Source organism: Paraburkholderia elongata (assembly GCF_013177735.1).
GTDB lineage: Bacteria > Pseudomonadota > Gammaproteobacteria > Burkholderiales > Burkholderiaceae > Paraburkholderia > Paraburkholderia elongata.
This window is the reverse complement of sequence record NZ_WOEZ01000115.1, coordinates 1-24522: the sequence shown is the minus strand read 5'-3', so window position 1 is coordinate 24522 and position 24522 is coordinate 1. Positions and strand designations below refer to the sequence as shown.

The window sequence follows — 24522 nt, the reverse complement described above, 5'->3', positions numbered from 1 at the left end:
GTGCAAACACTAATAGATAGCTACAGTACGGTACACTACTGTACTAGTTATGGAGATGGCGCCAGCCCGGCATAACCCAGGAGATCGAATCGATGGTCCTCACCGAAGACCAGAAAGCGCTTCAGGAGACCGCGCGAAGATTTTCACGCGAGCGGTTACTCCCCGACTACCAGAAGCGGGAAAAGCAGAGGGTGCTTGACCGGGCCCTGATCCGCGAGATGGGTGCATTGGGCCTGCTGGGAACAGACATTCCCGAATCCTTCGGCGGCCTGGGGATGGATGGCGTGACGACGGGCCTGATCGCAGAAGAAGTCGCGTACGGCGATTTCAATATCAGCGGTGTGTCCGTCGCCATTTCGCTGCTCGCTGCGATCATCCTGCGCAATGCGCGTGCGGCCCTCATAGATGCATGGGTGCCCCGCATGGCGCGCGGCGAGGTCATCGTCGGCATCTGCGTGACGGAACCGCGCGGCGGGTCGGATGCAGCCAATCTGCAATTGCGTGCCCGGATTGACGGCAACCATTACGTGGTGAACGGCGAGAAGACGTCTATCACCTTTGCCGACTGCGCCGACGCTTTCCTGGTCTTTGCACGCACCGGCCGTCCGGAGGAAGGTGCGCGTGGCATCACGGCGCTCTTCATTCCGGCCGACTCACCCGGGGTGCAGCGTACCCGCTTCGACGATGTAGGAAGCCACATCACCGGACGCGGCTCGGTGTTTTTTGATGATGTGCGCGTACCGCTCGACCACCGGCTAGGCGAGGAGGGGCGAGGCTTTACCCAGGTCATGCAAGGTTTCGACTACAGCCGCGCGCTGATCGCGCTGCAGTGCGTTGGCGCTGCCCAGGCATCGCTTGACGAAGCGTGGTGTTACGCCAAGGAGCGGGAGGCGTTCGGCCGGCCAATCGGGCAGTTCCAGGGCGTGAGTTTCCCGCTGGTCGAAGGGGATTCCTCAATCGCAGCCATCCGGCAACTCTCGTACCACGCGTTGTCGCTACGTGACGCGGGGCTGCCGCATACAGCCGAAGCTGCAATGGTCAAGTGGATGGGACCGAGAACCGCCTTCGATGTCATTCATCAATGCCTGCTGACGTTCGGCCACTACGGCTGGTCAAAAGACCTGCCGCACCAGCAGCGCATGCGCGATGTAATGGGCCTGGAGATCGGGGATGGCACGGCCGGTGTCATGAAACTGATCATCGCGCGCGAACGCATTGGCCGTGCCGCTGTGCAGTATGCATGAGAGCGAAATCATGAGGATAACCAGGAGGTGTCTGTGAGTTATCGGTCCGCGTTCCGCCATGGTCTGTTCGAAGACCGATGCGTCATCGTGACGGGCGGCGGCAGTGGCATCGGCCGCTGTGCCGCGCATGAACTCGCCGCGCTTGGCGCAGACGTCGCCATTGTTGGCCGCACGGCAGAGAAGCTCGAGGTCGTGAAGGCTGAAATCGAGCAGGACGGCGGCAAGGCGAGCACGCACATCTGCGATATCCGCGAGGAGGCGCAGGTGCAGGCCACGATCGACGCAGTGCTCGCGCAACACGGCCGTATCGACGGGCTCGTCAACAATGCGGGCGGTCAGTACCGTGCCGCGCTCAAGAGCATTTCGACGAAAGGATTCGAGGCGGTCGTGCGCAATAACCTGACCGGAGGCTTCATCTTCATGCGCGAGGTCTATACGCGCTGGATGGAAGTCCACGGCGGCTCGATCGTCAACATCATCGCTGATATCTGGAATGGCTGGCCGAACTTTGCGCATTCGGGCGCGGCGCGCGGCGGCATGCTCACGCTCAGCCAGTCGGCTGCGTCCGAGTGGGCCGGATCGGGCGTGAGGGTGAACGTCGTAGCGCCAGGCGGCATTGCTTCGAGCGGGTTTGACACCTATACACCCGAGGCTTTTGAGGAGATACGCAAGGTGGCGAGCGGGGTGCCCCTGCAGCGCTTCGGCAACGAAGCGGAGGTCTCATCGGCGATCGTCTATCTCCTGTCGCCAGCCGCGTCGTACATCACCGGCACATACATTCGCGTTGACGGCGGCAGTCCGAATGCGCGACAGACCGGAACGCTGGCCACCGAATCGCGGGTACCGCCGTTTGACGGCTTTCATCGTGCTTTGCCCACGCGCAGTTGAGGATGCGATGCCAATTCCTTGGAAAGAGCGATGGTTTGACGATTTCGCCGTCGGCGAAACGGCGGTGTTCGGCGAACATCTGGTCTCCGAAGACGAGATCGTCGAATTCGCGCGACGCTACGATCCGCAGCCTTTCCACGTTGATCCGGTCGCGGCGATGCAATCGCCCTACGGCGGGCTGATCGCCAGCGGCTGGATGACGGGTGCAGTCCTGACGCGTCTGATGTGCGCGCACTTCCTTTCGCCCAGCTCGGCAATGGCGTCGCCCGGCCTGGATGAGCTGCGGTGGCTCAAGCCTGTTCGACCAGGAGACCGTCTGTCCGTGCGCGTCGAAGTGCTGGAGACCAGCCGTTCACGCAGCAAGCCCGATCGTGGCGTCGTACGTTTATTGCAGCAGGCTGTGAATCAGGACGGGGAGGTCGTGCTGTCCGTGCACGGGCGAGCGATGTTCTGGTCTCGCCCATGAAGCCGCTGACCGTTCGCCGATGTGGCCAAGGAAGCAGCGCAAGAAGCGCCGAACTTTTCCGAACAACACAGAGAGATCTCATGCCGTTTGAAATCGCACTGAGCCAGGCACGGGCCAACACCCTGCGCGCTCAGGGATGGTGGCGGGACAAGACCATTAACGCCTGTTTTGAGCAGGTGCTCGAGCGTTCGCCGGACAAGACAGCGCTTGTGGCTCATACCCGGGGTAACGAGGCAACGCGCCGCATCAGCTACCGGGAGCTCGACCGGCTCGTCGCCACGGCGTCCGCTTCGTTGAGCGCGCTCGGCGTCGGGCGCGGGGACGTTGTGTCGATTCAATTGCCCAATGTCTGGCAGTTCGTAGTGACGTCATTAGCGGCCTCGCGCATCGGGGCGGTCGTGAATCCATTGATGCCCATCCTGCGTGAGCGCGAACTGGCCTACATGCTTGACTTTTGCGAGGCGAAGGTTCTGGTCGTTCCGTCCCGTTACCGGGGCCATGACCATGCCGCTATGGCGCGCGGCCTGCTGCCTCAGTTGACGAAGCTGAAACGGCTTGTGGTTGTGGGAGATGATGGTGCAGACGGCTTTGATCGTGTGCTGCTGAATCCGGACATGCAGGCTCCCGTTTCTCTGAGCGCCGCTGCGGCCAGGTTGCAGCCGGATGACGTGTCACTCCTGATGTTCAGTTCGGGGACTACCGGCGCCCCCAAGGGCGTGATGCACACGTCCAACACGTTGCTGTCGACGCTGTTCACGTCGATCGAAGACCTGCACCTGAGCTCTGACGACGTGGTGCTGGCCATTTCGCCCGTCGGCCATCTGCTTGGCTATGCGTATCAGACGATGATGCCGCTGATGCTTGGCGCAACGACCGTTCTGATGGATGAGTGGGAGCCGCGCGTCGCGCTCGAACTGATGCGCAGCGAAAAGGTGAGCTTCAGCGCCGCGGCCACGCCATTCCTCGCTGATCTGCTCAATGCCGTGGAAGCGGGTGACCCTGGCGCACCCAGTTTCCGGCTGCTCGGCTGCGCTGGCGCACCGGTGCCCGCAGTGCTGGTCGAGCGCGCGGCTACGTGCATGAACCTGACCGTGTGCTCGATCTGGGGCATGACGGAAACGGTGGCCGGAACGCTGACACAGGTTGAGCGTGCGCGCGAGTTGTCTGCCGTGGCCGATGGCCGGGCCGCGCGCGGCAACGAAGTGAGGGTGGTTGACGAAGAGGGAAGGCCGGTGCCGCTGGGCACCACTGGCCGCCTGCTGTTCCGCGGCAGTTCGCTCTTCGTTGGCTATCTGAAGCGTCCCGAGCTTAATTCCCTCGACGCCGAAGGCTGGTTCGACACAGGAGACCGCGCCTACCTGTTGAACGACGAGGGCTACATCCGGATCAACGGGCGGAGCAAGGACATTATCATTCGTGGTGGCGAGAACATACCGGTGTTCGAAATCGAATCGCTGCTGCTGCGTCACCCTGCCATTGCTGAGATAGCGATCGTGGGTTATCCGGACGAGCGACTCGGCGAGCGCGCCTGTGCGTTCATCGTCCTCAAGCCGAGATGCACCTTCGACACCGATGCCATGGCGCAGTACATGGGGGCGTCGAAGACCGCCAAACAGTATTGGCCCGAGCGAATCGTGATCTGCGAGGAGTTGCCGAAAACCGGAAGCGGAAAGGTGCAGAAGTTCAGGCTGCGCGAGCGGGCGATCGCCTTCGCCAGTGATCAGAGCTGACAGATTGGCCAGAGAGACAGTCCTATGTCAACGAACTATTCGTCGCTTCGCCTCGAGATCGATGCCGGTCTCGCAACGGTGACCATGACGCAGCCGTCGCGCGGCAATCCGATCGACGCCGATTTCACCCGCGAGTTCAAGGAAGTTTTTCTCGAACTGTGGGACACGGTGGGCTTGCGCGCCGTGCTGTTGCGTGCGGAGGGCGAAAATTTCAGCTTCGGGGGAGACCTCAAGACCTTCCATCCCGCACGCGATCAACTTCCTGCTCTGGTTCGGCGGTTGACCAGCGACCTGCACATGGGACTGTCGCGGGCGTGGCAACTGCCGGTTCCGATCGTCGCCGAAGTGCAGGGCTGGGCGATGGGCGGCGCAGTCGCCATGATTGCCGGCTGCGACATGGTGGTGTCGGCCGAGTCCGCGCGCTTTGGCTCGGCCTTTTCCCGGATCGGTTTTTCGTGCGACAGCGGCTCCACTGTCACGTTGACATTCCGTATGGGAGCCGCTCGCGCCCGCCGCTTTGTCCTGATGGGAGAAGTGCTTGGCAGCACTGAGGCTTTGTCCGCAGGGCTGGTGGACCGGGTGGTGCCGGACTCGCAGTTGGCAGAATTCGCACGCGGCTTGGCGTCGGAGCTGGCAGGCGGCCCGACCCTGGCCTACGGTGAGATCAAGCGGCTTTTTCTAAAGGCTGGCCATGCGCAACTCGAGGAACGTCTTGAGGATGAGGCTCTTACTTTGGCGCGCATATCGGGCACGCAGGACGCCCTGGAGGGCGTGGCAGCGATGTTTGAGCGGCGCAAGCCCTCATTCCATGGGCGTTGAGCAGTCGTGTCGTTCCCGTCATGGACTACCTGTCGAGCGATTGCGGTACATCAGGGTTGATTCGGGAGGAACGCTTCAACGAGAGTGAGACAGGTGCAAGTAATTCGTACTGCATACGTGTGTAATAAAAAAAACCAAAATCGATAGGAGACGGCAGGAATGAAGTATTCACTTTTCAATGACGACGGCATATCGCGCTGGCACAAAACGCCGAGTCGAGTGTCGGTTCTCGCGGCGCTTCCAGCGCTGCTGATCGCACTGGGTTCGCCCGCCGCGGCGTACGCAGATGACGAACCACCTCCCCCCGTTGAACAACGCTCCGGATTAAGTGGGCTAATCGGGTTGACGGACAACTACCTTAAGCTTGGCGGATTCGTCCGTACGTGGGCGTCGATGAACCTCCAAAACCATCCGGAAACGTCGAGGAACGACGCCGGGACCTTTCAGATGCTTCGAGGGTCGCTCGAAATTGATGCGAGCTTGAAAACCGGCCCACTTAAATGGACGGCGGTTGGTCGTTCCGATCGGGAGGTTTTGACTACCTACGAAAAAGATCTGCAAGACCTTGCTCGTGCGCATACCCCAGGGGGGCCGGGAAGCAGCCTGCTGTCGCAATACAATCAGGATGAGCTCAGGGAGTTCTACGTCGATACCGATGTCGGAGACCGAGTCCATCTCCGCTTAGGCAAGCAGCAGATCGTCTGGGGCGAGACGGACTTCTTCCACCCGACCGACTTGATTCAGGGGTACGACTACCGGTGGCGCTCCTTTGTCGAGCCGGAGAGTGATGAGGTCCGTAAGCCCTTGATCATGGCCAACGCAAAGATCGCCGTGCCTGAGGCTAACGGAACACTGCAGTTGGTGATTCGCCCGGGGCTGGATCGCAAGCGGGATATTGGCAATACGTACGATATTTACGGTGGGCGTTGGAGCACACAGCCATTCCAGGGCGTCGACTTTCTCTCTGGCATTCTCCGTTATGACTATGACCACCCCTATGGCAAAGCCAGTTCCCCGACGGGCGGCGCCAGATGGACGGCGGTTGCGGGCCCAGTGAACTATGCGTTTTCGTATCTCAACACGTTTACGCCCGATCCTGTCCTTAACCCGGCGGCCAATCCGATCGGCAAGACACCGTCTGGAGCGCTCGGGGATTTCTTCTTCCCGAAGATCAATGTTTATGACGCAAGCATCAGTAGTCAGATCCCGGCAATCGACACCATAGTCAACGCGGAGATAGCCTACCAGCCGAATCGATATTTCAATACCGGCACAGGGCTGCCCAACGGCACGCAGGGCAGCGGGCCCGTGATCAGAAAAAACGTTATCTTAACGACGATCCGTCTGGACAAGGAGCTGAGTCTCGAATCCTTGCTCGGAACGAATGCTGCCTCGCTTCTTTCGATCCAGTTGTTCGACCAGTGGATTCAGAATTTCAAATCCAACGACGACATCGTCGCCCAGGTTGGTTGGAGCGCACCAGCCAAGAGGCACGACACGATCTTGACGGCGTTCCTCACGCTCAACTACATGAATAGCCGCTTGAACCCGAGCTTGGCCGGGGGAGTAGACATCAGCACCGGCGATGCATTCATTATTCCCAGCCTCACCTACACGGTCGGCAATCACTGGAGATTCCTGGCCGAAGCGGACATCTTCCTGCCGCGGCATGCGCGTACCAGCCCAGCGCAATTGGGACAGAGCACCTATGGGCTGGCGGGCTTCGGCAACCACGACCAGTTGCTGCTGCGCGCAACGTACCAGTTCTAACCAAAGGACAATCGGAGACAAATTATGCAACATCCATTTAAGCAAAGCGTGACGTGCCGTCTTACGACGTTGGCGGGTGCATGCTTGATCGCGGTGAGCGCTTCCGCACTTGCGGCGGAGCTTCCTGACGGAACCGTGATCAGCAAAGCCAACCTCGATCAGATCAAGAATGACACGTTCTTGGGGCATACGATCGCAAGCCTTCTTACCGAAAAAGTCGAATGGCAAATACGAAACACCGGTCTCAAGATGCCGCTAGGCAAGGCAAAAGAGCCGGTTTTTGATCCAAGGTACGCGGAAGCCACGAAGAAGTATTCCGAACAGGCCAAGTTCGATCCCAAGACAAGGGAAGTCACGGGCTGGGTTGCGGGTCTGCCGTTCCCCGATATCTCCGAGTCGGATCCGGACGCGGGGGAAAAGGTGATGTGGAACTTCTACTATGGGTCACCCTATCCCAGAGACATGCATAAGGATGTCTATTTCGTGACAATCAATAGTTCGGGATACGAAGCGACGCAACACTATATCTTCGATCGACTTTTCAATAAGGGACGTTTGGGGGAAGGAAAAACGGTTTTAGGCGATCCTGAGGTGTTAACCAAAACGATGCTTGTCGCTGTGGAGCCGCAGGACATCAAAGGGACGGGTACCTTCACGGTTCGCTACGACATAAGCGCCTCGAAGCTCGAGGATCAGTTTGCGTATATCAAATCCGCTCGCAGAATCCGTCGACTGACCGGAAACGCATGGATGGACCCTGTAGGCGGGCTGGATTTCCTGAATGACGACATCTACGCCTACAACGCGCGTCCATCTCAATACAAGCAGAACAAGCTGATCGGCAAGCGCTGGATCCTCGCCGACGTTGACTACAAAGTGACACAAAATGCCGCCAAGGCGGGAACCCTGGCAGAGTGGCCAATAATCGATTCGAGCGGGACTGCGCCCTTCTGGTACCAAAAAATGACCTATACGCCGCGCGAGGTCTGGGTCGTCGAGGGTACGCCCCCTTCCGAGCATCCCTACAGCAAGAAGATTGTGTACGTGGACACCAAGGTTCCGGCTGTCTACATGGCCGAGACATATGACAAGAAAGGTGATCTATGGCGATACATCGAATACGGTTACGGCTGGAGCACTGGGCAGACATCCGGAATTAACTATTACACGCCTGGTGGCGGGGAGTTCATCGACTTCAAGGCGAAGCACGAGACCCAGTTCATCGCTCCGGGCATAGTCGATCACGGCGCCAAGTGGGGACAATATACGCCTGAAGCTCTGGAGGCATTGCAATAGCGCGGCTGAGCCAAGGCGCCGGTTCGAGCGTTCGCGGGCGGGGGCCATCCGACGCCTTTGTCGGGTCCGGCTTTCGCCCCTGGGCCTCGCACGCGCCAAATCCATTTCTGCCCGCGTTCGTCGGCTTTTGCCGCAACGTATCAGGACATCAACGTGAACCGCATATTCAATCTTTTAACGTCTGCGTTGCCGCTGGTCATCATCGGTGGATTGCTGTATGCCGGGCTTTTCATCAAGCCACAGCCGCAGGGGGCTGCGTTAGCAAGGCCGGTGTTCGAACGCGGTGATCGCTTCTATGGATTGGCCGTGGAGCAGGACGGGAGGGCGTGGGTGGTGGGCAGCGGCGGAAAGATCGCGCGCACGGAGGACAGCGGGCGCTCGTGGCGAATTCAGCGATCCGCTGTTGATGTCTCGCTGCAGGATGTGGCGGCGTGGGATGGGCGCCACGCTGTTGCGGTCGGCAACGGTGGGGCCGTGATCGTTACCGATGACGGCGGAATGTTGTGGCGTGGCGTCGAGGCGCCGCACAACAAGATTGCCAATAAGCTGATGCGCGTCAAGGCGCTGGCCGGCGGACAGGCATGGGCCGTGGGCGAGGGCGGAAGCGTGCTTCGTTCGACCGACTTCGGGAGCACCTGGCGTCAGGTAGGACCCGAAGAGGACATCGCGTGGAACGACATCTCTTTCCACGAGAAGCTTGGCTGGATGGTGGGCGAATATGGCCGGATTCGAGTATCGAACGATGATGGTGCCTCATGGCACGAGGTCAAAAGCCCGACGAAGATGAGCCTCATGTCAGTCGCGTTCAAGGATGCCGAAAACGGTGTGGCGGTCGGCCTGAACGGCGTCATTCTTGTTTCGCACGACGGCGGGAAAACCTGGACCCAGGAGAGGTTTGTATCGCCCGATCAGTCGCCCCAGACCATCCAGACTGACGATCGTCTGGAAGCAGGAAAAGTGTATGAACGCGGACGATTGGAGCATCTGCTTGACGTGATTTGGGACGGCGAGCGCTGGGTTGCCGTGGGCTCCAAAGGCATTGTTGTCATTGGATCGACAGACGCCAGCGAGTGGAAAGCAACCCGCCTGTCGCCGGATGATCGCAATTGGTACACGAGCATTGCACGGAGCCCAACGCAGTATTACCTCGTAGGTTCGCGAGTGGTCACCACCCAGGAAATGAAGGCCCTGTAGGCACGGGGCGAGCAAAGAGCGCGGCAATCCGGAGAGCAACACTGTGAAAGACCTTACGTATACCAAGCTTCAGAACTTCGTCGAGTTCTGCATCCGAAACCGTGTGGCCGTGGCCGGAGTTTACCTCCTGTTGACGCTGGTGCTGACGCTCTTCGCCGCACGCGTACACGTCAAGACGGTATTTGAAGACCTGCTGCCGCGCAGTCACCCTTACGTTCAGGTACATGAGCGATTTCAGGAGCACTTTGGCGGCTCAAACGTGATCAGCATCATGCTTGAGGTAAAGCAGGGCGATATCTTCAATCAGAAGGTGCTCGAAAAAGTCAGAAAAATTACGAATGAACTGCCATTGGTCGATGGCGTGAACTCGACCCAGATCGTTTCGCTTGCTTCGAACAAGCTAAGGGAAATCAGGGCGTCGACCGACGCCATTGAAGCACGGCCTGTCATGTGGCCGGATATTCCGAAGACGCAACAAGAGATGCAGGCGCTGAAGTCCTCTGTGCTCAACAGTCCGTTGATCTACGGGCCGTACGTTTCACGAGATCTGAAGTCAACGCTGATTACGGTCGACTTCTATGAGAGCCTGGTCGACTACAACAAGATCTTTCCGCAGATCAACAAGCTGGCCGAGGCCGCGCAGGGCGAAGGCGTGCAGGTCAGCGTGGTCGGCGAGCCGATGCTCTATGGCTGGGTGAACTATTACGTCCCGGAAACCTTGCACATCTTTCTTTTCACTATCGGCTGCCTGGTAGCACTCCTGTTTCTGATCGCGCGGACCTGGCGCGGCACGCTACTGCCCCTGCTGGCAGGCCTGACCAGTGCGATCTGGGCGCTCGGCTTCGCCTCGCTCCTTGGTTTCAACCTCGATCCACTGGTCATTGTCATCGCTTTCCTGATTACCGCCCGATCCATCTCGCATTCGGTGCAACTGGTGTCGAGATTCGGCGATGAACTGGCGGCTGGGGCCGAGACGACGCGTGCGGCTGCCAGCTCCGCGATGCTCCAGCTCTTCAAGCCAGGCATGCTCGGGGTGATCGCCGACGCGGGCTGCATGGTCGTGGTGGTGCTCACGCCGATTCCGCTCATGCAGAAGGTAGCGGTCATCGGGACCATCTGGGTACTGACCATCGCCGTAAGCGCCTGCGTCATGACGCCGGTGCTACTGTCGTGGCTCAAGAAACCCAAGGGCTGCGCTCACCCGTTCGACGTTTCGCCGCTGCTCGATCGCGTGCTTACGCTGGCCATCTCGGTTGCCGCCTCCAGATGGCGTTACGTAGTGGTGGCAGGTGCCGCGGCGGTTTTCGTCGGCTCGGGCCTCTATGCCTTCAGGCTTCAGATCGGCGACGCAGATGCCGGTTCGCCGATTCTTTGGCAAGACTCGCGCTATAACCAGGACTCTGCGGCGGTCAACCGGCAGTTCCAGGGGGCGGACCGCATGTACGCGGTCTTCGCAGGAACGAAGCCTGACGACGTCAAAGAGCCTGCGGTGCTCGAAAATATGGTTTCAATGCAGCGCTTCATGGCCGCGCAGCCGGAGATCGGGGGGAGTCTGTCGATCGCGGACATCATTCCGTCAGTCAACCGGATCCTGCGCGAGGACAATCCGCGCTATCAGGAGTTCGGCAAAACCAAGAACGAGAATGGCGAGTTGTTCTACATGTGGGGGGCCGATGCCGGTGAGTCTGCTCAATTTGTAGATGCCAAGTTTCAACACGCACCGGTGACCTTCTATTTCAAGGATCATCGCGGTGGCAGCATTCGGACGGCGGTGCAACGGCTCAAGGAATTCATCGCTGACAACCCGTTGAAGCAAGGCTCCTACCTACTGGCCGGGGGCGTGATCGGCGTCACCGCGGCCGTCAACGAAGTGATCCTCTCCGGGCAGATCGAAAGCGTTGCGCTGGCACTACTCTGGCTGGTCATCTGCTGCGCCGTCGCCTATCGCTCGACGCGGGCAGGGATCTTTTTCATGGTGCCGGTCATGCTTTCCAACACCATTACCTTCAGCTTCATGGCCTGGAAGGGTATTGGCATGACTCTGAGCACGTTGCCTGTCGCCGCACTCGGGATTGGGCTAGGTGTCGATTATGCGTTCTACGTCGTCGATGGGATCCGCGAGGAACTCCATCACCACAACGATCTGAAGATGGCAATTCAACAGTCGTTGCGCACTGCGGGCAAAGGCGTGCTGATCACGTCTCTGACGCTGACCGTGAGCGTGGTGCTGTGGCTGCAGTCGTCGCTGCGTTTTCAGGCGGAAATGGGGCTGTTGATGGCGATCTGGCTCTTCGTTTCGGCATTCAGTGCCTTGTTCATCATGCCCGCCATGGTCTACGTCTTCAGGCCAGAGTTCATCGTGGGAAAACGCAGCGAGTCAAAATACAGCACGCCGGCCAAACGGCATCGGAAGGTGGAGGATCCGGCGTGGGAGTGCCCCACCCGGGCAGTGAGCAACAAACCAGGCCGGAGCGTCGCCAATGATTGACGCAGACGTCGCTGCGCGCGTTGTGAGAGGAGAGGAATTTGTGATGCCGATTTCTGTAGCAGTCGTTGGCAGCGGTCCAGCGGGTATGTATCTCGTGGAGGCTCTGCAAAGGCATGTACCGACTCCACCGCTGATCGACGTAATAGATCGGCTGCCGACGCCGTTCGGGCTCGTTCGCTCCGGCGTTGCGCCAGATCACGCGTCTGTCAGAGCGGTGACGCAGCGTTTCGAACAGGCCTTTTCCAGGCATGGTGTTCGGTTTCTCGGCGGCGTCGAGATTGGCCAGGCGGTTTCACTCGACCGTCTGCGAGAACTCTACGACGCAGTGGTACTAGCCTGTGGTTGTCCTGTCGACAACACGCTGGATATCCCTGGAGAACACCTGCCTGGCGTGTGGGGATCGGCTCGATTCACCGGTTGGTACAACGCCCATCCTGATCACGCAGAGTTGGAAATTGCCGAGCTGCCGGAAACCGTGATGGTTATCGGCAACGGCAATGTCGCGATTGACGTGGCTCGGCTACTCACAAAGCCCGTCGATTCGCTTGCGCAGACCGATATATCTCCTCGCGCGATGGACATGCTGCGCGAGTCGCGCGTACGAAAAGTCGTGCTGGCCGGACGGCGCGGCCCCATGGATGCTCGCTTTTCGGTCAAGGAGTTGGAGGAGTTGGGCGATGCAGCAGATGTTTCCCTATCCTTGCCGACGGGAACAGCTTTTCCGGATAGCGCGGTCGTCGCGGGCCTTCCGGCGCCGCAAGCGTCCATGCTGAATGCTCTGGCCCGCTTCTCCAACTCTGCAATGTCAGGAAAGGCCCGCGCTATCGAGCTTCAATTCCTCGGAAGGCCAGTCGAGATCATCGGCCGCACGCGAGTGGAAGCGATGCGCTTCGAGCGAATGCGGATGAATGGAAACATCGTCGAAGGCACGCGCTCATTTTTTAATGTTCCGTGCGATGTGGTGATCAGTTGTATCGGCTACCGCGTGAAGCGATTGGCGCCTCTGAATATCGATGAGCGGCGCGGGTCCTTCCTGCATGAGGATGGTCGAATCGAGGAAGGCCTGTACTGCACCGGATGGGCGAGACGAGGGCCGGGTGGAACCATCGCAACCAATAGAGCCGATGCCGCTCAGATCGCCGCTCGCATCAGTAAGGAAGTCTCCGCTATCGGTGGTGAAGGTCCTTCTGGGCTGGACAAGTTGCTGGCAGAACGCGGCATCCGTCCTGTCGTGTTCGAGGACTGGAAGGCAATCGATCGCGCTGAATGCACACGCGCGACCGGAGGAGCGCCCCGCAGGAAATTTCAAACCGTCGAAGAAATGTTAGGCATATGCGGTATTGACCGAGTGAGCGCTGCGAGCGCGTAAAACGAAGTGAGGAAACGATCATGACCTATGTCGTTACAGACTCCTGCATACGATGCAAATACACAGACTGCGTTGACGTATGCCCGGTGGAGTGCTTTCGCGGCGTCGAAGTCATGCTGGTCATCGATCCGGTGACCTGCATCGATTGCGCTGCCTGCGTCCCGATCTGCCCCAGTCAAGCCATTGTCGCTGGCAGCAACCCGGAAGCCGAGCGCTGGCTGGCGCTCAACAGGCAGCTCTCGGCCGTCTGGCCAAAAATGGTCGAACACCGACGGGACTTCCCCGACGCCGACGAATACAAGGGGATGTCGGGCAAGTTCGAGAAATTCTTCAGCGAACAGCCACAGAGCGAGTGATCGCCGTTAGGTGTGAAGTTGGAGGAACGTACGATGAGCGCTACAAGCATGGAAGGAAGTCTGAGCCGGCACGTTCGCAAGTGCCCCATCTGCGAAGCAGGGTGCGGCGTCGTGGTGACTGTCGACAGGGAAAAGCGAACCGTGCTGGATATTCGCGGCGACGAGCATGACCCGCTCAGCCGTGGTTTCGTCTGCCCAAAAAGCCAGGGCATGAAAGTGTTGCGTGAAGACCGTGATGTACTCACCAAACCACTGCGCCGCCGAGGCAAGCATTTCGAGGAAATCAGCTGGCAGGATGCCTTCGAGTTGGCGGCCGAACGCTTCAAGGACATTTCGCACAAGTATGGCGCGGACGCCAACGCGATTTACGTCGGCAATCCTACCGCACACAATCCGGGCGCACTGCTGTACACGCTGAGCTGCGCGATGGCGCTGGGCACACGCTCGCTGTACTCTTCAACCTCGGTCGACCATCTGCCCAAGGTGCTGTCAACGGGCCTGATATTCGGCGACCAGTCGTTGATTCCGGTGCCGGACGTCGAGCGCACCGACTACCTTCTCATTCTGGGCGCTAACCCCTGTATCTCGGGGGGGAGCCTGATGACGGCGCCCGGCTTCGGCCGGCGCATGGAGGAAATCCGGCAGCGTGGTGGCCAGGTGGTAGTGGTGGACCCGCGCCGAACCGAAACAGCGGCCTTGGCGAATCGACACCTGTCCATCCGACCGGGCACCGACCCTTACTTCCTGCTGGGGCTGTTGCGGGTGCTCTTCGACGAAGACCTTGTCAAGCTCGGCAGACTGGAGACCCATGTCAATGGCGTGCAGGAGGTCGCCGCCTTGGCGAGGTCGTTCTCGCTGCCGGAGCTCGCCGCGGCCAGTGGCATCCCTGCCGAGACGATCAGGGAGATCGCCCGCGATTTTGCCGGCGCTCCATCGGCCGTCTGCTATGGGCGAACCGGGTCATCCCAGCAGCCTTTCGGCTCGGTGACCAGCTGGCTGATCGACGTGGTCAATGCGCTGACAGGAAATCTCGACCGTCCCGGCGGCGCCATGATCCCTATGGGAGTGACGCCTTCGATCTTCCTGAACGAACGTTACCGGAACGGTGTGGCGCCGCATCACCGCTGGCATTCGCGGGTGCGCGGACTGCCGGAAGTCGCCGGCCAGTTGCCCGCGGTCGTCCTGGCCGAGGAGATTCTCACGCCCGGACAAGGACAGATCCGGGGCCTGCTCACGATGTGCGCCAATCCGGTCATCAGCGTGCCCAATGGCCCGCAGTTGTCGAAGGCGCTGTCCTCGCTTGATTTCATGGTGGCGGTCGATATCTATGTGGGCGAGACGAGCCGCCACGCGGATCTGATCCTGCCCGGCTCAGGCCACCTGGACCGTTCGGACTGGCCGATTTTCACGACGACGCTGGCCGTGCGCCATGTCGCCAAGTGGGTCGACAAGGTTTTCGAGCCGATCCCGGGTACGAAGTCCGATGGCGAGATCATGCTGTCCCTGGCCGCCAGGCTCTCCGACACCTCCGAGCAGGCCGTCGACAATGCGCTCGCCGGGTTCTTCCTGCAGGGCGCGCAGGCCGGCGGTGGCCTGGGCGGCAAGACGGCTGCCCAGGCCCTAGGGCTGCTCGAGGAAAAACAGGGCAGCGACCGCATCTATGAAATCCTGCTGCGCACGCATCATTTCGGCGACAAGTTCGGAGCCAGGCCTGACGGCCTTACCTTATCGAAGGTCAAGGCGGCGGATCACGGCATTGACCTGGGCCCGCTATTCGAGCGCCTGCCGCAGGCGCTGGGCACGCCGAGCGGCAAGGTCGAACTGGCGCCCGAACTGCTGATGCGGGAAGCGCCGCGCCTGCGCGAAGCGATGACGCAGTACATGACCAGCGACCGAATGATCATGATCGGCCGGCGCCAACTGCACTCGATCAATTCATGGATGCACAACATCCGCGCCTTGAATCGCGGCCCCGACAAGTGCACGGCCCTGCTGCATCCGAACGACGCGGAGCGCCTTCACGTCAAGACGGGCGACCGCGTCGAGATCAGCCGGCACGACAAGACGATCACCGTGCCGGTGACCGTTTCGAACGAAATCATGCCCGGTGTCATCAGCATGCCGCACGGCTGGGGACACGACGCACCCGATGCGCGTCTGTCCTACGCGCGCACACGGCCTGGCGTCAATTCGAATCTGGTCGCCTCGGAATTCGACATCGACATTCCCAGTGGCAATGCGGTCCTCACGGGTTTCACCGTCGGTGTAGCACGGGCGGCCGCCGTGCCGGCGCCGACTCTGGACGTAGTGTAGTGATCCCAGCCTTTTATTGGCGTAGTGTCAACTCAATTTGGAAGAGGCAATCATGAATCAAAATGCTCAAGGTACTGACTACGGGATGTGGCGGTTGCTCGCCTGGTGCGGTCCCATCTTCATGGCGGTTTTCTGTTACTTCTGGGGCATCCTGTCCCATAACATGCCCCCGATCGGCGCCGACGTCACACCAACGCAGATCGCGGCCCACTACCTTGAAAACAATCTGGCGCTGCGTGTAGGCATGTCAGTTTGCATGGTCGGCGCAGCCTTTTACATGGCCTGGGGTTGTGCGGTGTCCAAAGTCATGCGCCGCATCGAGGGGCCGGACGGTCTTCTGTCCAGTCTTGAGATGATGGGCGCCACCATCACCGTTTGTCCTCTGCTGATCGCCTGCGGTACCTGGCTGACCGCCGCCATGGAAACATCAATTCTGACACCGGAACTCATTCACACGCTCTATTACATGGGCTGGATGATTATCGACCTCGCTTACATGGTGACAACGTTCCAGATTTTCGCGATCTGTGTGGTGTTTCTGCGCGACAAGCGCGCCGAGCCCTTGATGCCGGCCTGGGTCTGCTGGTGGGGCTTCTTTACCTGCGCAACATTCTTTCCAGTCAGCCTCATCCCCTTCTTCAAGACCGGTCCATTCGCCTTCCAGGGCATGTTCAATTTCTGGGTCGCCTTTCTCGCCTGGTATGCGTGGGTATTCGCCACGTCCTTCTATGTGATTCGTGCAATCACTCGGATCGAGCAAGAGGACAAGGACCTTGTTGCCAGTTCCATTTCCGACGCCGGATTTCCAGCAATCCCTTCAACTTGAAAGATCGTGATAGCCACTCTGAATCACCCACGACGCTTGCCGGGAGCGGAAGGCGTCTGGGTCTTTATCGCCGCCGACATGATGGTGTTCGGCCTGCTCTTTGCCTCGTTCGTTCTTGAGCGCGGCAAAAACGTCGATCTCTTCAATCTCTCCAGGCACGCGCTCAACTTCAACTACGGCGGGATCAATACGCTGATCCTGCTGACCAGTTCCTGGTTCGTGGTCCTCGCGGTGCACGCCGCCAAAGCGAACAGGCTGCGGCAGGTGCCCCGTTTCCTCGCACTTGCAGTTCTTTGCGGGATCACGTTCGGTGTGTTGAAAATCGTTGAATACACCGGGAAGCTGAGCGCCGGGATATCGATGCTCACTAACGATTTCTACATGTTCTATTTCATTTTGACGGGTATCCATCTATTACATGTCGCCGGCGGCATCGTAGTTCTCGTCATCCTCTGGAAGAAAGCGCGGCTTGGCGCCTACAACGGCACGAATTGCGCTGGGCTCGAAAGCGGTGCCTCGTTCTGGCATATGGTCGATCTGCTGTGGATCTTTCTTTTCCCACTCCTTTATTTGATGAAGTAGAACATGCGCATCCTGTTAAGTCCATTGAGTGCTGTCTGGATGCTTCTCATGCTCGCTACCTGTGCGAGCACCTGGTGGCTGTCGAAAGATGGCATTGCCCCGGCTACCGTGACGGTTCTGATCCTGGCGATTGCGGCCATCAAAGTGAGACTGATCATGATTAATTTTATGGAGCTGGGTCGCGCTCCGGTTCGGTGGCGCTTGCTGTTCGAAGCATGGACAGTGGCTTGTACGGCAGTCATTTTGATCACGTACCTGCGTTAGGGCCGAAACGTATTGCAACATTGCTGAAACTTTCTCTGACAACGAGGTGACATGAGCGAACCATCAGAGCAGTTCAAAACGAAGTTTTCCCTCGCCCCGGTGCATGACGGTCGCCATCGCCTGCGCAATGATCCCCTCGCGCGCGAATCATTGGTATTCATGTTGCAACTGCCCGAGGAGAGAATTGCGGCATTTGTCTATACATGGGTCAATGGCGAAAGCAAAGCCGGCGCCGCACTATGCGTCTTTGGCCCTGGAGCGGGTTCCGTGCCAATTTTTGAAGCGGTCGACGGCATTCCCGTTCCGCACGAACAGGGGTTCGACGACTGGCGCGTCGGCAAGGTGCGCGTCGCGCATGGTGCGGCATTGCAGACGGCGGACCTTTCCTATTCCGGCGATGGGGTAAGCCTGCAATACCACTTCGAAGCAACGCATTCCGCGTACAACTACGGCTCGCATGCCGACGGCTGTCCGCAATGGCTGGCCGACGACCGCTTCGAGCAGGCCGGCCAGGTCAGCGGCGTATTGCGCCTGGGCGATCGCGAGATTCCTTTCGACACAATGGGTCACCGCGACCACTCCTGGGGTACGCGTGATTGGGGTGTGGCACAGCACTGGAAGTGGCTGGAGGCGCAAGCCGGGCCGGATACTTCCGTGCATTTTTTTGATATCCAGGCACTCGGTCGCAATATTCTGCGCGGCTACGTGCAGCGCGATGGAAAAATTGCCGAAGTGAGCGCGGTTGACGTTGCATTCCAGCACGATGCGCTGCTCAAGCATACGGGCATCGATGCCACCGTGACCGATGCACTCGGAAGAACCACGCATGTGCGCGGCACTACGTTTGCGCTATTCGAATTCAAGGCCAGTCCGCTCGCGACCCTGAATGAAGGATCGATGTCGGTCGAGATCGATGGCGTCAAGGGTGTCGGCCATGTCGAGATGTGCTGGCCGAAATCCTACCTGGACTATATGGCGAAAACAGGCGCGACCTGAATCCGCGGCCCTCTCCAACCGCAGCATGCTCCACCTCTAAAAAAACATGTATCGCCGAAAGCCGTTATGGCTCGTTCCATACTGAGGAGACGAGAATGCAAGAGATCAACAAGGACAGTCCGTCGGCGGAATGGATCAGCGCCATCCGCCAGCGCTTCACCGTCGAGAAGGAAATCGACCACATCCTGACCCGCAAGCTTGAACGGCGCAGCGGGCCGGGTTATTCACCCGTAACGCTCGCGTCGCTGGTGCAGAGTGTCGAGTCCTTGCTCCGCACCGAAATCGGCGATACCTTCGAAATCAAGGATACGCGCTGGTTATCCGGTGGCGCCTCGAAATTGCAAATGGCGTTCACGCTTGAATGGAATCGTCCCGGAGCAGGCTTTGAAAATACCGCGATGGTGCTGCGCATGGAACCGGCCGAGTCGATCGTCGAAACCAGCCGCCTGCGCGAGTTTCAGTTGCTCAAGGCGTGCGAAGCCGTGGTACCCGTCCCATCTGTTTTCTGGTGCGACGCGCAAGCAAGGCATTTGCCCTATCCGGCACTGATCTATGGTTTTGCGCCCGGCGTGACCAAGCCTTCCAATGCCAGCAGCGGCGTTTCCGGCCTGGCAACCCACCTGCCCGAACTTGTGCGCAACGGCCTCGCGCCGCAATTCGTCGCCAACCTCGCAGCAATCCATCTTCATGACTATCGCAATGCGGACCTTAGTGCGTTCGACGTGCCACGCATCGGCACGACGCAGTGTGCCGAGTGGGGCATCGACCATTGGGACCGGATCTGGGAAGAAGACAGCGATGAGGATATTCCGCTGATGCGGGTCGTCTCCGCGTGGCTGCGCCGCAATATGCCTCTTCTGGATCGCGCATCCATTGTGCACTCGGACTACCGCACGGGCAATTTCCTGTTCACCGAGCATGACCTCAAGATTTCCGCCTGGCTGGATTGGGAACTCGGGCGCATTGGCGATCGACACCAGGACCTGGCGTGGACGACCAATCGTGCGTTCGGCCACCTCGATGAGGATGGCAAAACCTTTCTTGTTTGCGGACTCATGCCGGAAGCGCAATTTTTTGAACAATACGAGAAGGCATCGGGGATGCCGGTGTCCGCCAGGACTGTGCATTGGTACAAGATTTACAACAGTTACAGCATCGCTGTCCTTACGCTTGCCACCGGCTACCGGATCGCGCGTAATGGCAAGACGCACCAGGATGTAATGGTGACCTGGCTGATAGGAATCGGGTACATGATTCTCGAGGAAGTGCGAACCCTGATAGCGATGGAGAACTGATATGCAGATGCGGCCAGAAGTACAGATCGCCAGCGTGATCAAGGCGATGACGGATGTGGTAATTCCGGCGATCGATCCTGCCAACAGGCTTGCGATCGAACAATCCCAACTGATCATCGGGCTGTTGAGTCTGTTGAATACCCAGTTGCCCCTGCAGTTCCGCTTTGATCGCGATGAACTTGGCCGGCTGCTTGCGAATGCGGAAACCCTGAAGGCAACTCCCGCAAACGATCCAGGCACCAGGGCGGCATTGGACAAACTCGCCGTCATCAGTGCCGCCGCCTGCACCGTACTGGATCGATGTACGCTCGATCCTGTGCTACTCACGCAGAGCGTCCGCGACATGCGCGTGGCCATGGGATCAGTCGTGGTCGCGGCGGCTGGCACCGCCGATCTCGACACGCAGTTGCGCGTGGAAAAAATTGTTCTCAACATGTCAAAGGACCAACTCCTGCGCGACCGCTCGCTGATGAAGATGCAGGGGTGGGAGGCGGATCCGGCTGCGCTGCCGGATATCGAAGACCTATTGGCGCAACACTGACATTCAACCATCTTCAGGCAGCGTCGGCCGGCACGTTCATTTTCGATCGGCACGGCGAGGGGCCAGAAGAGGACTTCCCCCTCCATCCTAAGGTGAGCGACGTTGATGAAAATCTCCCCATCGGGGCTTGAAGGCGCACCCAATTTTCGCGACCTCGGTGGCTTCCGTGCTGCCGGCGGATCTCGCGTTCGACCGGGGCGGCTATTCCGCTCCGAGTCGCTCGCGCGGCTGACGGATGCCGATCTCGCACAGGTCGCGAGCCTGGACATTGCACTGGTGTACGATTTGCGCAATGCTGACGAGCGAACACGCGCATCGAATCGATGGCCACCTGGCAAGACACCTGAAACCGTAGCCGGGATCGATTCGCTCGAGTTTGAGGCCCTCAGCGTATTCGGCTGGCGCGCGCGCATCGCCGATCCGACGTTTGATGCAGCGGCCGCTTGCCACTGGATGCAGGATGCTTACGCCAAAATGCCAGGATTGTTTGCCGGGGTCCTCGTCTCGGTATTTGACCGTCTTGGCGCGCCCTCCGCGCCCGCGACCTTGATCCACTGCACTGCCGGCAAGGACCGGACTGGATTTACCAGTGCCATGGTGTTGCTGGCACTGGGCGTTTCCCGTGATGAGGTGTTCGAAGACTATCTCTTGACCCGCAATCGGCGATCTCCCGAAGCATTGTTGCGCACATTGGTGGGCCCAGACCTCACCCAACAGTCGCCAACCACCCGCGCCGCCATGCTCACCATTGCGGATGTCCGCGAAGAGTATCTTGGGGCCGCCCTGCACGCCATCGAACGCGATTTTGGCAGTATGGTGGCCTATCTCGCACTAGCGTGTGGACTGGATTCTGCGCGGTCAAGACGCTTGCGTTTGCAGTTGCTGGAATAAGAGCCAGGACTTGCCCCGTATGATTCGCCGCATGAATGTCTCAACGTCACACACGGTGAAAGTCATTCAGTCCGATCCAGTAAACGCCCAGCAGGGCGACAGAAATCACTAGAAGCCATCCTTCAAGAATACCCCGCCAGACGGGTGGGGCGTGCCTGAGTTCCATGAAATCGAGAACGACGAGTCGCCCCTTGAGATAGGCGATCGCCAGAGTGCCCGCACCAGCGGCGAGTCCCACAACGCCGTCGGCACGGAGCCAGAACGTCACGCTGGTTGCGATGATCAGCACTATCCAGGTTCGGTGAAGCGGCTCTCGCAGCAGTCGGAGCATGGCCGGTTACCTCAACAGATAGAGCAGAGGGAAAAGGAAAATCCAGAGCAGATCGACCATGTGCCAGTATGACGCGCCGGTCTCCAGTCCCTTGGTGTTCCGCGCATGGTAGACGCCTTCTTTCGCTTTCATCCACATGACAATCAGGATGATTGTCCCGCCGATGACGTGTAGCAGGTGAATCATCGTCAGGCAGAAATAGAACGTGTAGAACGTGTTGGTCGTCATTGTGACGCCGGCGTTGAACTTGGCCGAATACTCGACGTACTTCACCAACATGAAGGCGAAACTTAGCGTTATCCCGACACCGAGATATAGTGATATTTTGGACCGCCTGTTCCTGCGTGCTGCGTGCACGGATAACGCCACAGCCCAGGAACTTGTCACTAAAAAAAACGTGTTGGCGACACCCAGATTCCGATTCAGCGTGAGTTGCGAGGCGTTAAACATCTCGACTTCGAAGAACCGATTCACGATGTAAATGGCGAAGAAGACGCCGAACATAAGAAGCTCGGCAATGATGAAGACCCAGACATCCTTGTCTCCCGGCAGGTGGCGCGCTATGGGGCTTGTGCCAACCGCCGGGGGCGCTGTACCGACCGCCATGAGTAAAAGCTCCCGGAGCAAGCGGCGGTTGCCACGCGGGTGGCACCTCCGTCGAAAAGATGGGCAAGTTAAACTAGGCACTCCTCCGATCTCGGAACGGCCGAGGTCGGAGGAGATCAGCTTGGACGCTGTATGCGAAACTTCAACTGCCCATACGGTGCGCAAAGCCGCCAGCTGTTTCCGGAATACCGGAAACAGCCATACGACGGCGAATCTCTTTGATCATGTAGATGCTTGCCGTAATGTACCAACACAGCCAACAGAAATACGGAAAGTAGTAGCTCAGTACCCCGCTCCACGCGAATGGCCCCGTCTGTAGCACGCCAGTCAGGCTTGCCGGGAAGAAGCTGATGCCGCACCAGATTGTCAGGAAGCAGACCCATCGGGGGAACAGCGGAACCTTGCTCTTGTCGGCCAGTCCGACCAGCGCTGCTGCCACCATTTGTAGCGTCGTGCAGGCGTACTGGAGATCGATGCACAGCCAGCCCAGATCGGTGAGCAGTTGAATAGACGCCGGATCCCGTTCGGGTCGGAAAGCAGCGACGGCCCAGAACATGACACTGAAAGAGACCACCATCACTGTTAACCCGCCGCCTAGCAATTGAAGAAAGCTAAGAACCGGGAACTTCCCTTCGATCCGCGCCATTTGTGCGGTGAGTACCGCGGTCCACGGCATGTATAAGACCACCGTGATCATCGAAACGATGAAGCCAAGACGAATTTGACCGAGGTTGGCGAGATAACGCGCTGCCAGGTCCGAGGCGCTCAGCGCTGGCGACGGGTTAGGCAGGTTGTGCCCCAAGACCCCCCAAAAGAAAACGAATGTCACCAGAAAAGCGGGACCGCACCATGCGCTGATGAGCTGATACTTGAGACTCGTTCTGTCATCCATACTCGCTTCTCCTCACGTTGTGTCGATGGCCTCGACGTTGCAATTCGATGTCGGGACTTCCGCGCGTCTTTAAGCGCAACGATTCGAATCAGACGGACCATGATCGTCTCGGACGCGGGGAAGCGCCGGCAGTGTCTCCGCCATGGGTGGCGTGCTCCGTTCTATCGACGAGCGCCGCTCGATTCAGGCAAACTAGTACGTAATATGTATAGTGTGCATGCGTACCATAGTAGCGTTTGAAAACGTTCTTTGCAAGCAGGACGGCCTGATTGGTACCCCTCGGCGATGGCCAGCCTTCGGCGGGAATGCGCATTGACCGCTAGCACCAGTATTGCGGCCTTAGGCTGGAAGTTCAGCAACGAGGACGAACGAGCTGACCGCGAACCAACTGCCCCCGTAACCGCAGGATGGCGAGGTTCGCTGAGAGTTCCATCTTCCAGGAGGCGATGGGTAGACCCGACTAGAACGGAAGAGTGAATCGTTGAAGATGCCGAACTTTTGGTGGGGGAAGTTCGGTCTTGCTGGCTATAGGCTTAGTGGTATGGATGTCCGGTTGCGCGTTGCGCACCCGGACTTCGGCCCGACACTCTGTTGATACAGGAAGTCGACTGCATATCCTATGCGAACTGCTTGTCGCCGGCTCGCCGAAGGCCGGCATTTGTCAGGTCGGGTGGCCATGGGGAACTGGCGCCGGCCGTTATAGCCGGTGACTGAGAGAGACACCAAAAGTGATGCCCATCATTTGCTATCTGATGGGCGCCACATTGTCACAGTCTGAAGAGAAGACGCTGGGTACCCGGAAGGGGCGCCAGAATTAGGGGGCGGACCAAGCTTAACGCGAATAGGCGTTGTCACCAACGCCTATTGGAGCCAATTGACCGCACCACGCGCTAATGCGAGCCGCATGCTCAAGGCGTGCGACGACGGCCGGAATCGTGTCGTCGCGGTCGCGCAAAGAAAAATGCGGGCTCGGCCGGGCTATCCGGTTCGACTGACCAGTCACGACTTCGCCGCGAGACGTTATGGAGGCCGCGTCTCGGGCACAGTAAGCGGAAAATGGTATTGAATTGACTCCGATCGCGGTCCCTCGGGTGCGATCTCGCAAAAAAGCACGATCGTTCAAATGTTGATAATTAGGATTATGTCAAGTTTAATCCGCAGCATCGCAGTTTGCTCATGCGTCGCCGTCGGTTTGCATAAATTTGTTCCCGTTCTTTGCACAATTTTGTTCCTCGCCTCTAGGAGACCGTCGGAGTTGAGGTGAAGCGTAATTCAAAACACTTCAAGGTCCGACTGAGTTCGCGCCGGTTTGCGGACTCACTTCGTCGTCGACACGCAATGAAAGCAATTTGAAGGCTGATTGGG

General features: G+C 59.0%; 22 protein-coding genes. 19 read left to right on the top strand and 3 right to left on the bottom strand.

Annotation, left to right across the window (positions count from 1 at the left end; translation table 11 throughout):
• The first annotated feature begins 92 nt into the window (after positions 1–92).
• From GNZ13_RS21475 to GNZ13_RS21385, 19 genes are all read left to right on the top strand, one after another.
• The gene (locus tag GNZ13_RS21475; RefSeq protein WP_172167883.1) at positions 93–1244 is read left to right on the top strand and encodes an acyl-CoA dehydrogenase family protein; all 1152 of its coding nucleotides are present in this window, start codon (positions 93–95) and stop codon (positions 1242–1244) included.
• A 33-nt stretch (positions 1245–1277) separates the two neighbouring features.
• Positions 1278–2132, top strand: a complete 855-nt coding sequence (locus GNZ13_RS21470) for an SDR family oxidoreductase (RefSeq protein WP_168435753.1) — start codon at positions 1278–1280, stop codon at positions 2130–2132.
• Between the two features lie 7 nt (positions 2133–2139).
• Positions 2140–2598, top strand: a complete 459-nt coding sequence (locus GNZ13_RS21465) for a MaoC family dehydratase (RefSeq protein WP_172167881.1) — start codon at positions 2140–2142, stop codon at positions 2596–2598.
• A complete protein-coding gene (locus GNZ13_RS21460) occupies positions 2595–4328 on the top strand; it encodes an AMP-binding protein (RefSeq protein WP_236002114.1) in 1734 nt (577 codons plus the stop codon). Before GNZ13_RS21465 ends, GNZ13_RS21460 begins: the two co-directional genes overlap by 4 nt.
• 24 nt (positions 4329–4352) lie before the next feature.
• Positions 4353–5147, top strand: a complete 795-nt coding sequence (locus GNZ13_RS21455) for an enoyl-CoA hydratase/isomerase family protein (protein WP_268959176.1) — start codon at positions 4353–4355, stop codon at positions 5145–5147.
• A gap of 159 nt (positions 5148–5306) precedes the next feature.
• Positions 5307–6917, top strand: coding sequence for a DUF1302 family protein (locus tag GNZ13_RS21450; protein WP_236002113.1), 1611 nt, complete (start codon positions 5307–5309; stop codon positions 6915–6917).
• A 24-nt stretch (positions 6918–6941) separates the two neighbouring features.
• Positions 6942–8213 carry a DUF1329 domain-containing protein gene (locus GNZ13_RS21445; RefSeq protein ID WP_172167875.1) on the top strand — a complete coding sequence of 424 codons (1272 nt, stop codon included), beginning with the start codon at positions 6942–6944 and terminating at the stop codon, positions 8211–8213.
• 153 nt (positions 8214–8366) lie between these two features.
• On the top strand, positions 8367–9407 hold the full coding sequence (locus GNZ13_RS21440; protein WP_172167873.1) for a WD40/YVTN/BNR-like repeat-containing protein: 1041 nt from the start codon (positions 8367–8369) through the stop codon (positions 9405–9407).
• A 43-nt stretch (positions 9408–9450) separates the two neighbouring features.
• Positions 9451–11895: an efflux RND transporter permease subunit gene (locus GNZ13_RS21435; RefSeq protein WP_172167871.1), complete on the top strand. Its 2445-nt coding sequence runs from the start codon at positions 9451–9453 to the stop codon at positions 11893–11895.
• Positions 11888–13264: an FAD-dependent oxidoreductase gene (locus GNZ13_RS21430; protein ID WP_172167869.1), complete on the top strand. Its 1377-nt coding sequence runs from the start codon at positions 11888–11890 to the stop codon at positions 13262–13264. Before GNZ13_RS21435 ends, GNZ13_RS21430 begins: the two co-directional genes overlap by 8 nt.
• Before the next feature lie 20 nt (positions 13265–13284).
• The gene (fdxA, locus tag GNZ13_RS21425) at positions 13285–13620 is read left to right on the top strand and encodes a ferredoxin FdxA (protein ID WP_172167867.1); all 336 of its coding nucleotides are present in this window, start codon (positions 13285–13287) and stop codon (positions 13618–13620) included.
• A 33-nt stretch (positions 13621–13653) separates the two neighbouring features.
• A complete protein-coding gene (locus GNZ13_RS21420) occupies positions 13654–15933 on the top strand; it encodes a molybdopterin-dependent oxidoreductase (RefSeq protein ID WP_172167865.1) in 2280 nt (759 codons plus the stop codon).
• 52 nt (positions 15934–15985) lie between these two features.
• Positions 15986–16759 (top strand): hypothetical protein, encoded by a 774-nt coding sequence (locus GNZ13_RS21415; RefSeq protein ID WP_172167863.1) that lies wholly within the window; start codon positions 15986–15988, stop codon positions 16757–16759.
• 6 nt (positions 16760–16765) lie between these two features.
• Complete coding sequence (locus GNZ13_RS21410; RefSeq protein WP_328807267.1) at positions 16766–17341, top strand: cytochrome c oxidase subunit 3 family protein; 576 nt, start codon at positions 16766–16768, stop codon at positions 17339–17341.
• A 3-nt stretch (positions 17342–17344) separates the two neighbouring features.
• Entirely contained in the window at positions 17345–17605 is a 261-nt protein-coding gene (locus GNZ13_RS21405; protein ID WP_172167861.1) for a cytochrome C oxidase subunit IV family protein, read from the top strand.
• 51 nt (positions 17606–17656) lie between these two features.
• The gene (locus GNZ13_RS21400; RefSeq protein ID WP_172167860.1) at positions 17657–18601 is read left to right on the top strand and encodes a DUF7064 domain-containing protein; all 945 of its coding nucleotides are present in this window, start codon (positions 17657–17659) and stop codon (positions 18599–18601) included.
• Positions 18602–18696: 95 nt separating this feature from the next.
• Positions 18697–19896 (top strand): phosphotransferase family protein, encoded by a 1200-nt coding sequence (locus GNZ13_RS21395; RefSeq protein ID WP_172167858.1) that lies wholly within the window; start codon positions 18697–18699, stop codon positions 19894–19896.
• A gap of 34 nt (positions 19897–19930) precedes the next feature.
• Complete coding sequence (locus GNZ13_RS21390; protein ID WP_216674957.1) at positions 19931–20437, top strand: hypothetical protein; 507 nt, start codon at positions 19931–19933, stop codon at positions 20435–20437.
• A gap of 105 nt (positions 20438–20542) precedes the next feature.
• Positions 20543–21328: a tyrosine-protein phosphatase gene (locus tag GNZ13_RS21385; RefSeq protein ID WP_172167856.1), complete on the top strand. Its 786-nt coding sequence runs from the start codon at positions 20543–20545 to the stop codon at positions 21326–21328.
• Between the two features lie 46 nt (positions 21329–21374).
• On the opposite strand, the gene GNZ13_RS21380 is transcribed toward GNZ13_RS21385, so the two are convergent.
• From GNZ13_RS21380 to GNZ13_RS21370, 3 genes are all read right to left on the bottom strand, one after another.
• Complete coding sequence (locus GNZ13_RS21380) at positions 21375–21617, bottom strand: cytochrome C oxidase subunit IV family protein (RefSeq protein WP_328807266.1); 243 nt, start codon at positions 21615–21617, stop codon at positions 21375–21377.
• A gap of 48 nt (positions 21618–21665) precedes the next feature.
• Positions 21666–22265 carry a cytochrome c oxidase subunit 3 family protein gene (locus GNZ13_RS21375; protein WP_172167852.1) on the bottom strand — a complete coding sequence of 200 codons (600 nt, stop codon included), beginning with the start codon at positions 22263–22265 and terminating at the stop codon, positions 21666–21668.
• Between the two features lie 142 nt (positions 22266–22407).
• Positions 22408–23157, bottom strand: coding sequence for a hypothetical protein (locus GNZ13_RS21370; RefSeq protein ID WP_172167850.1), 750 nt, complete (start codon positions 23155–23157; stop codon positions 22408–22410).
• Positions 23158–24522 lie beyond the last annotated feature (1365 nt).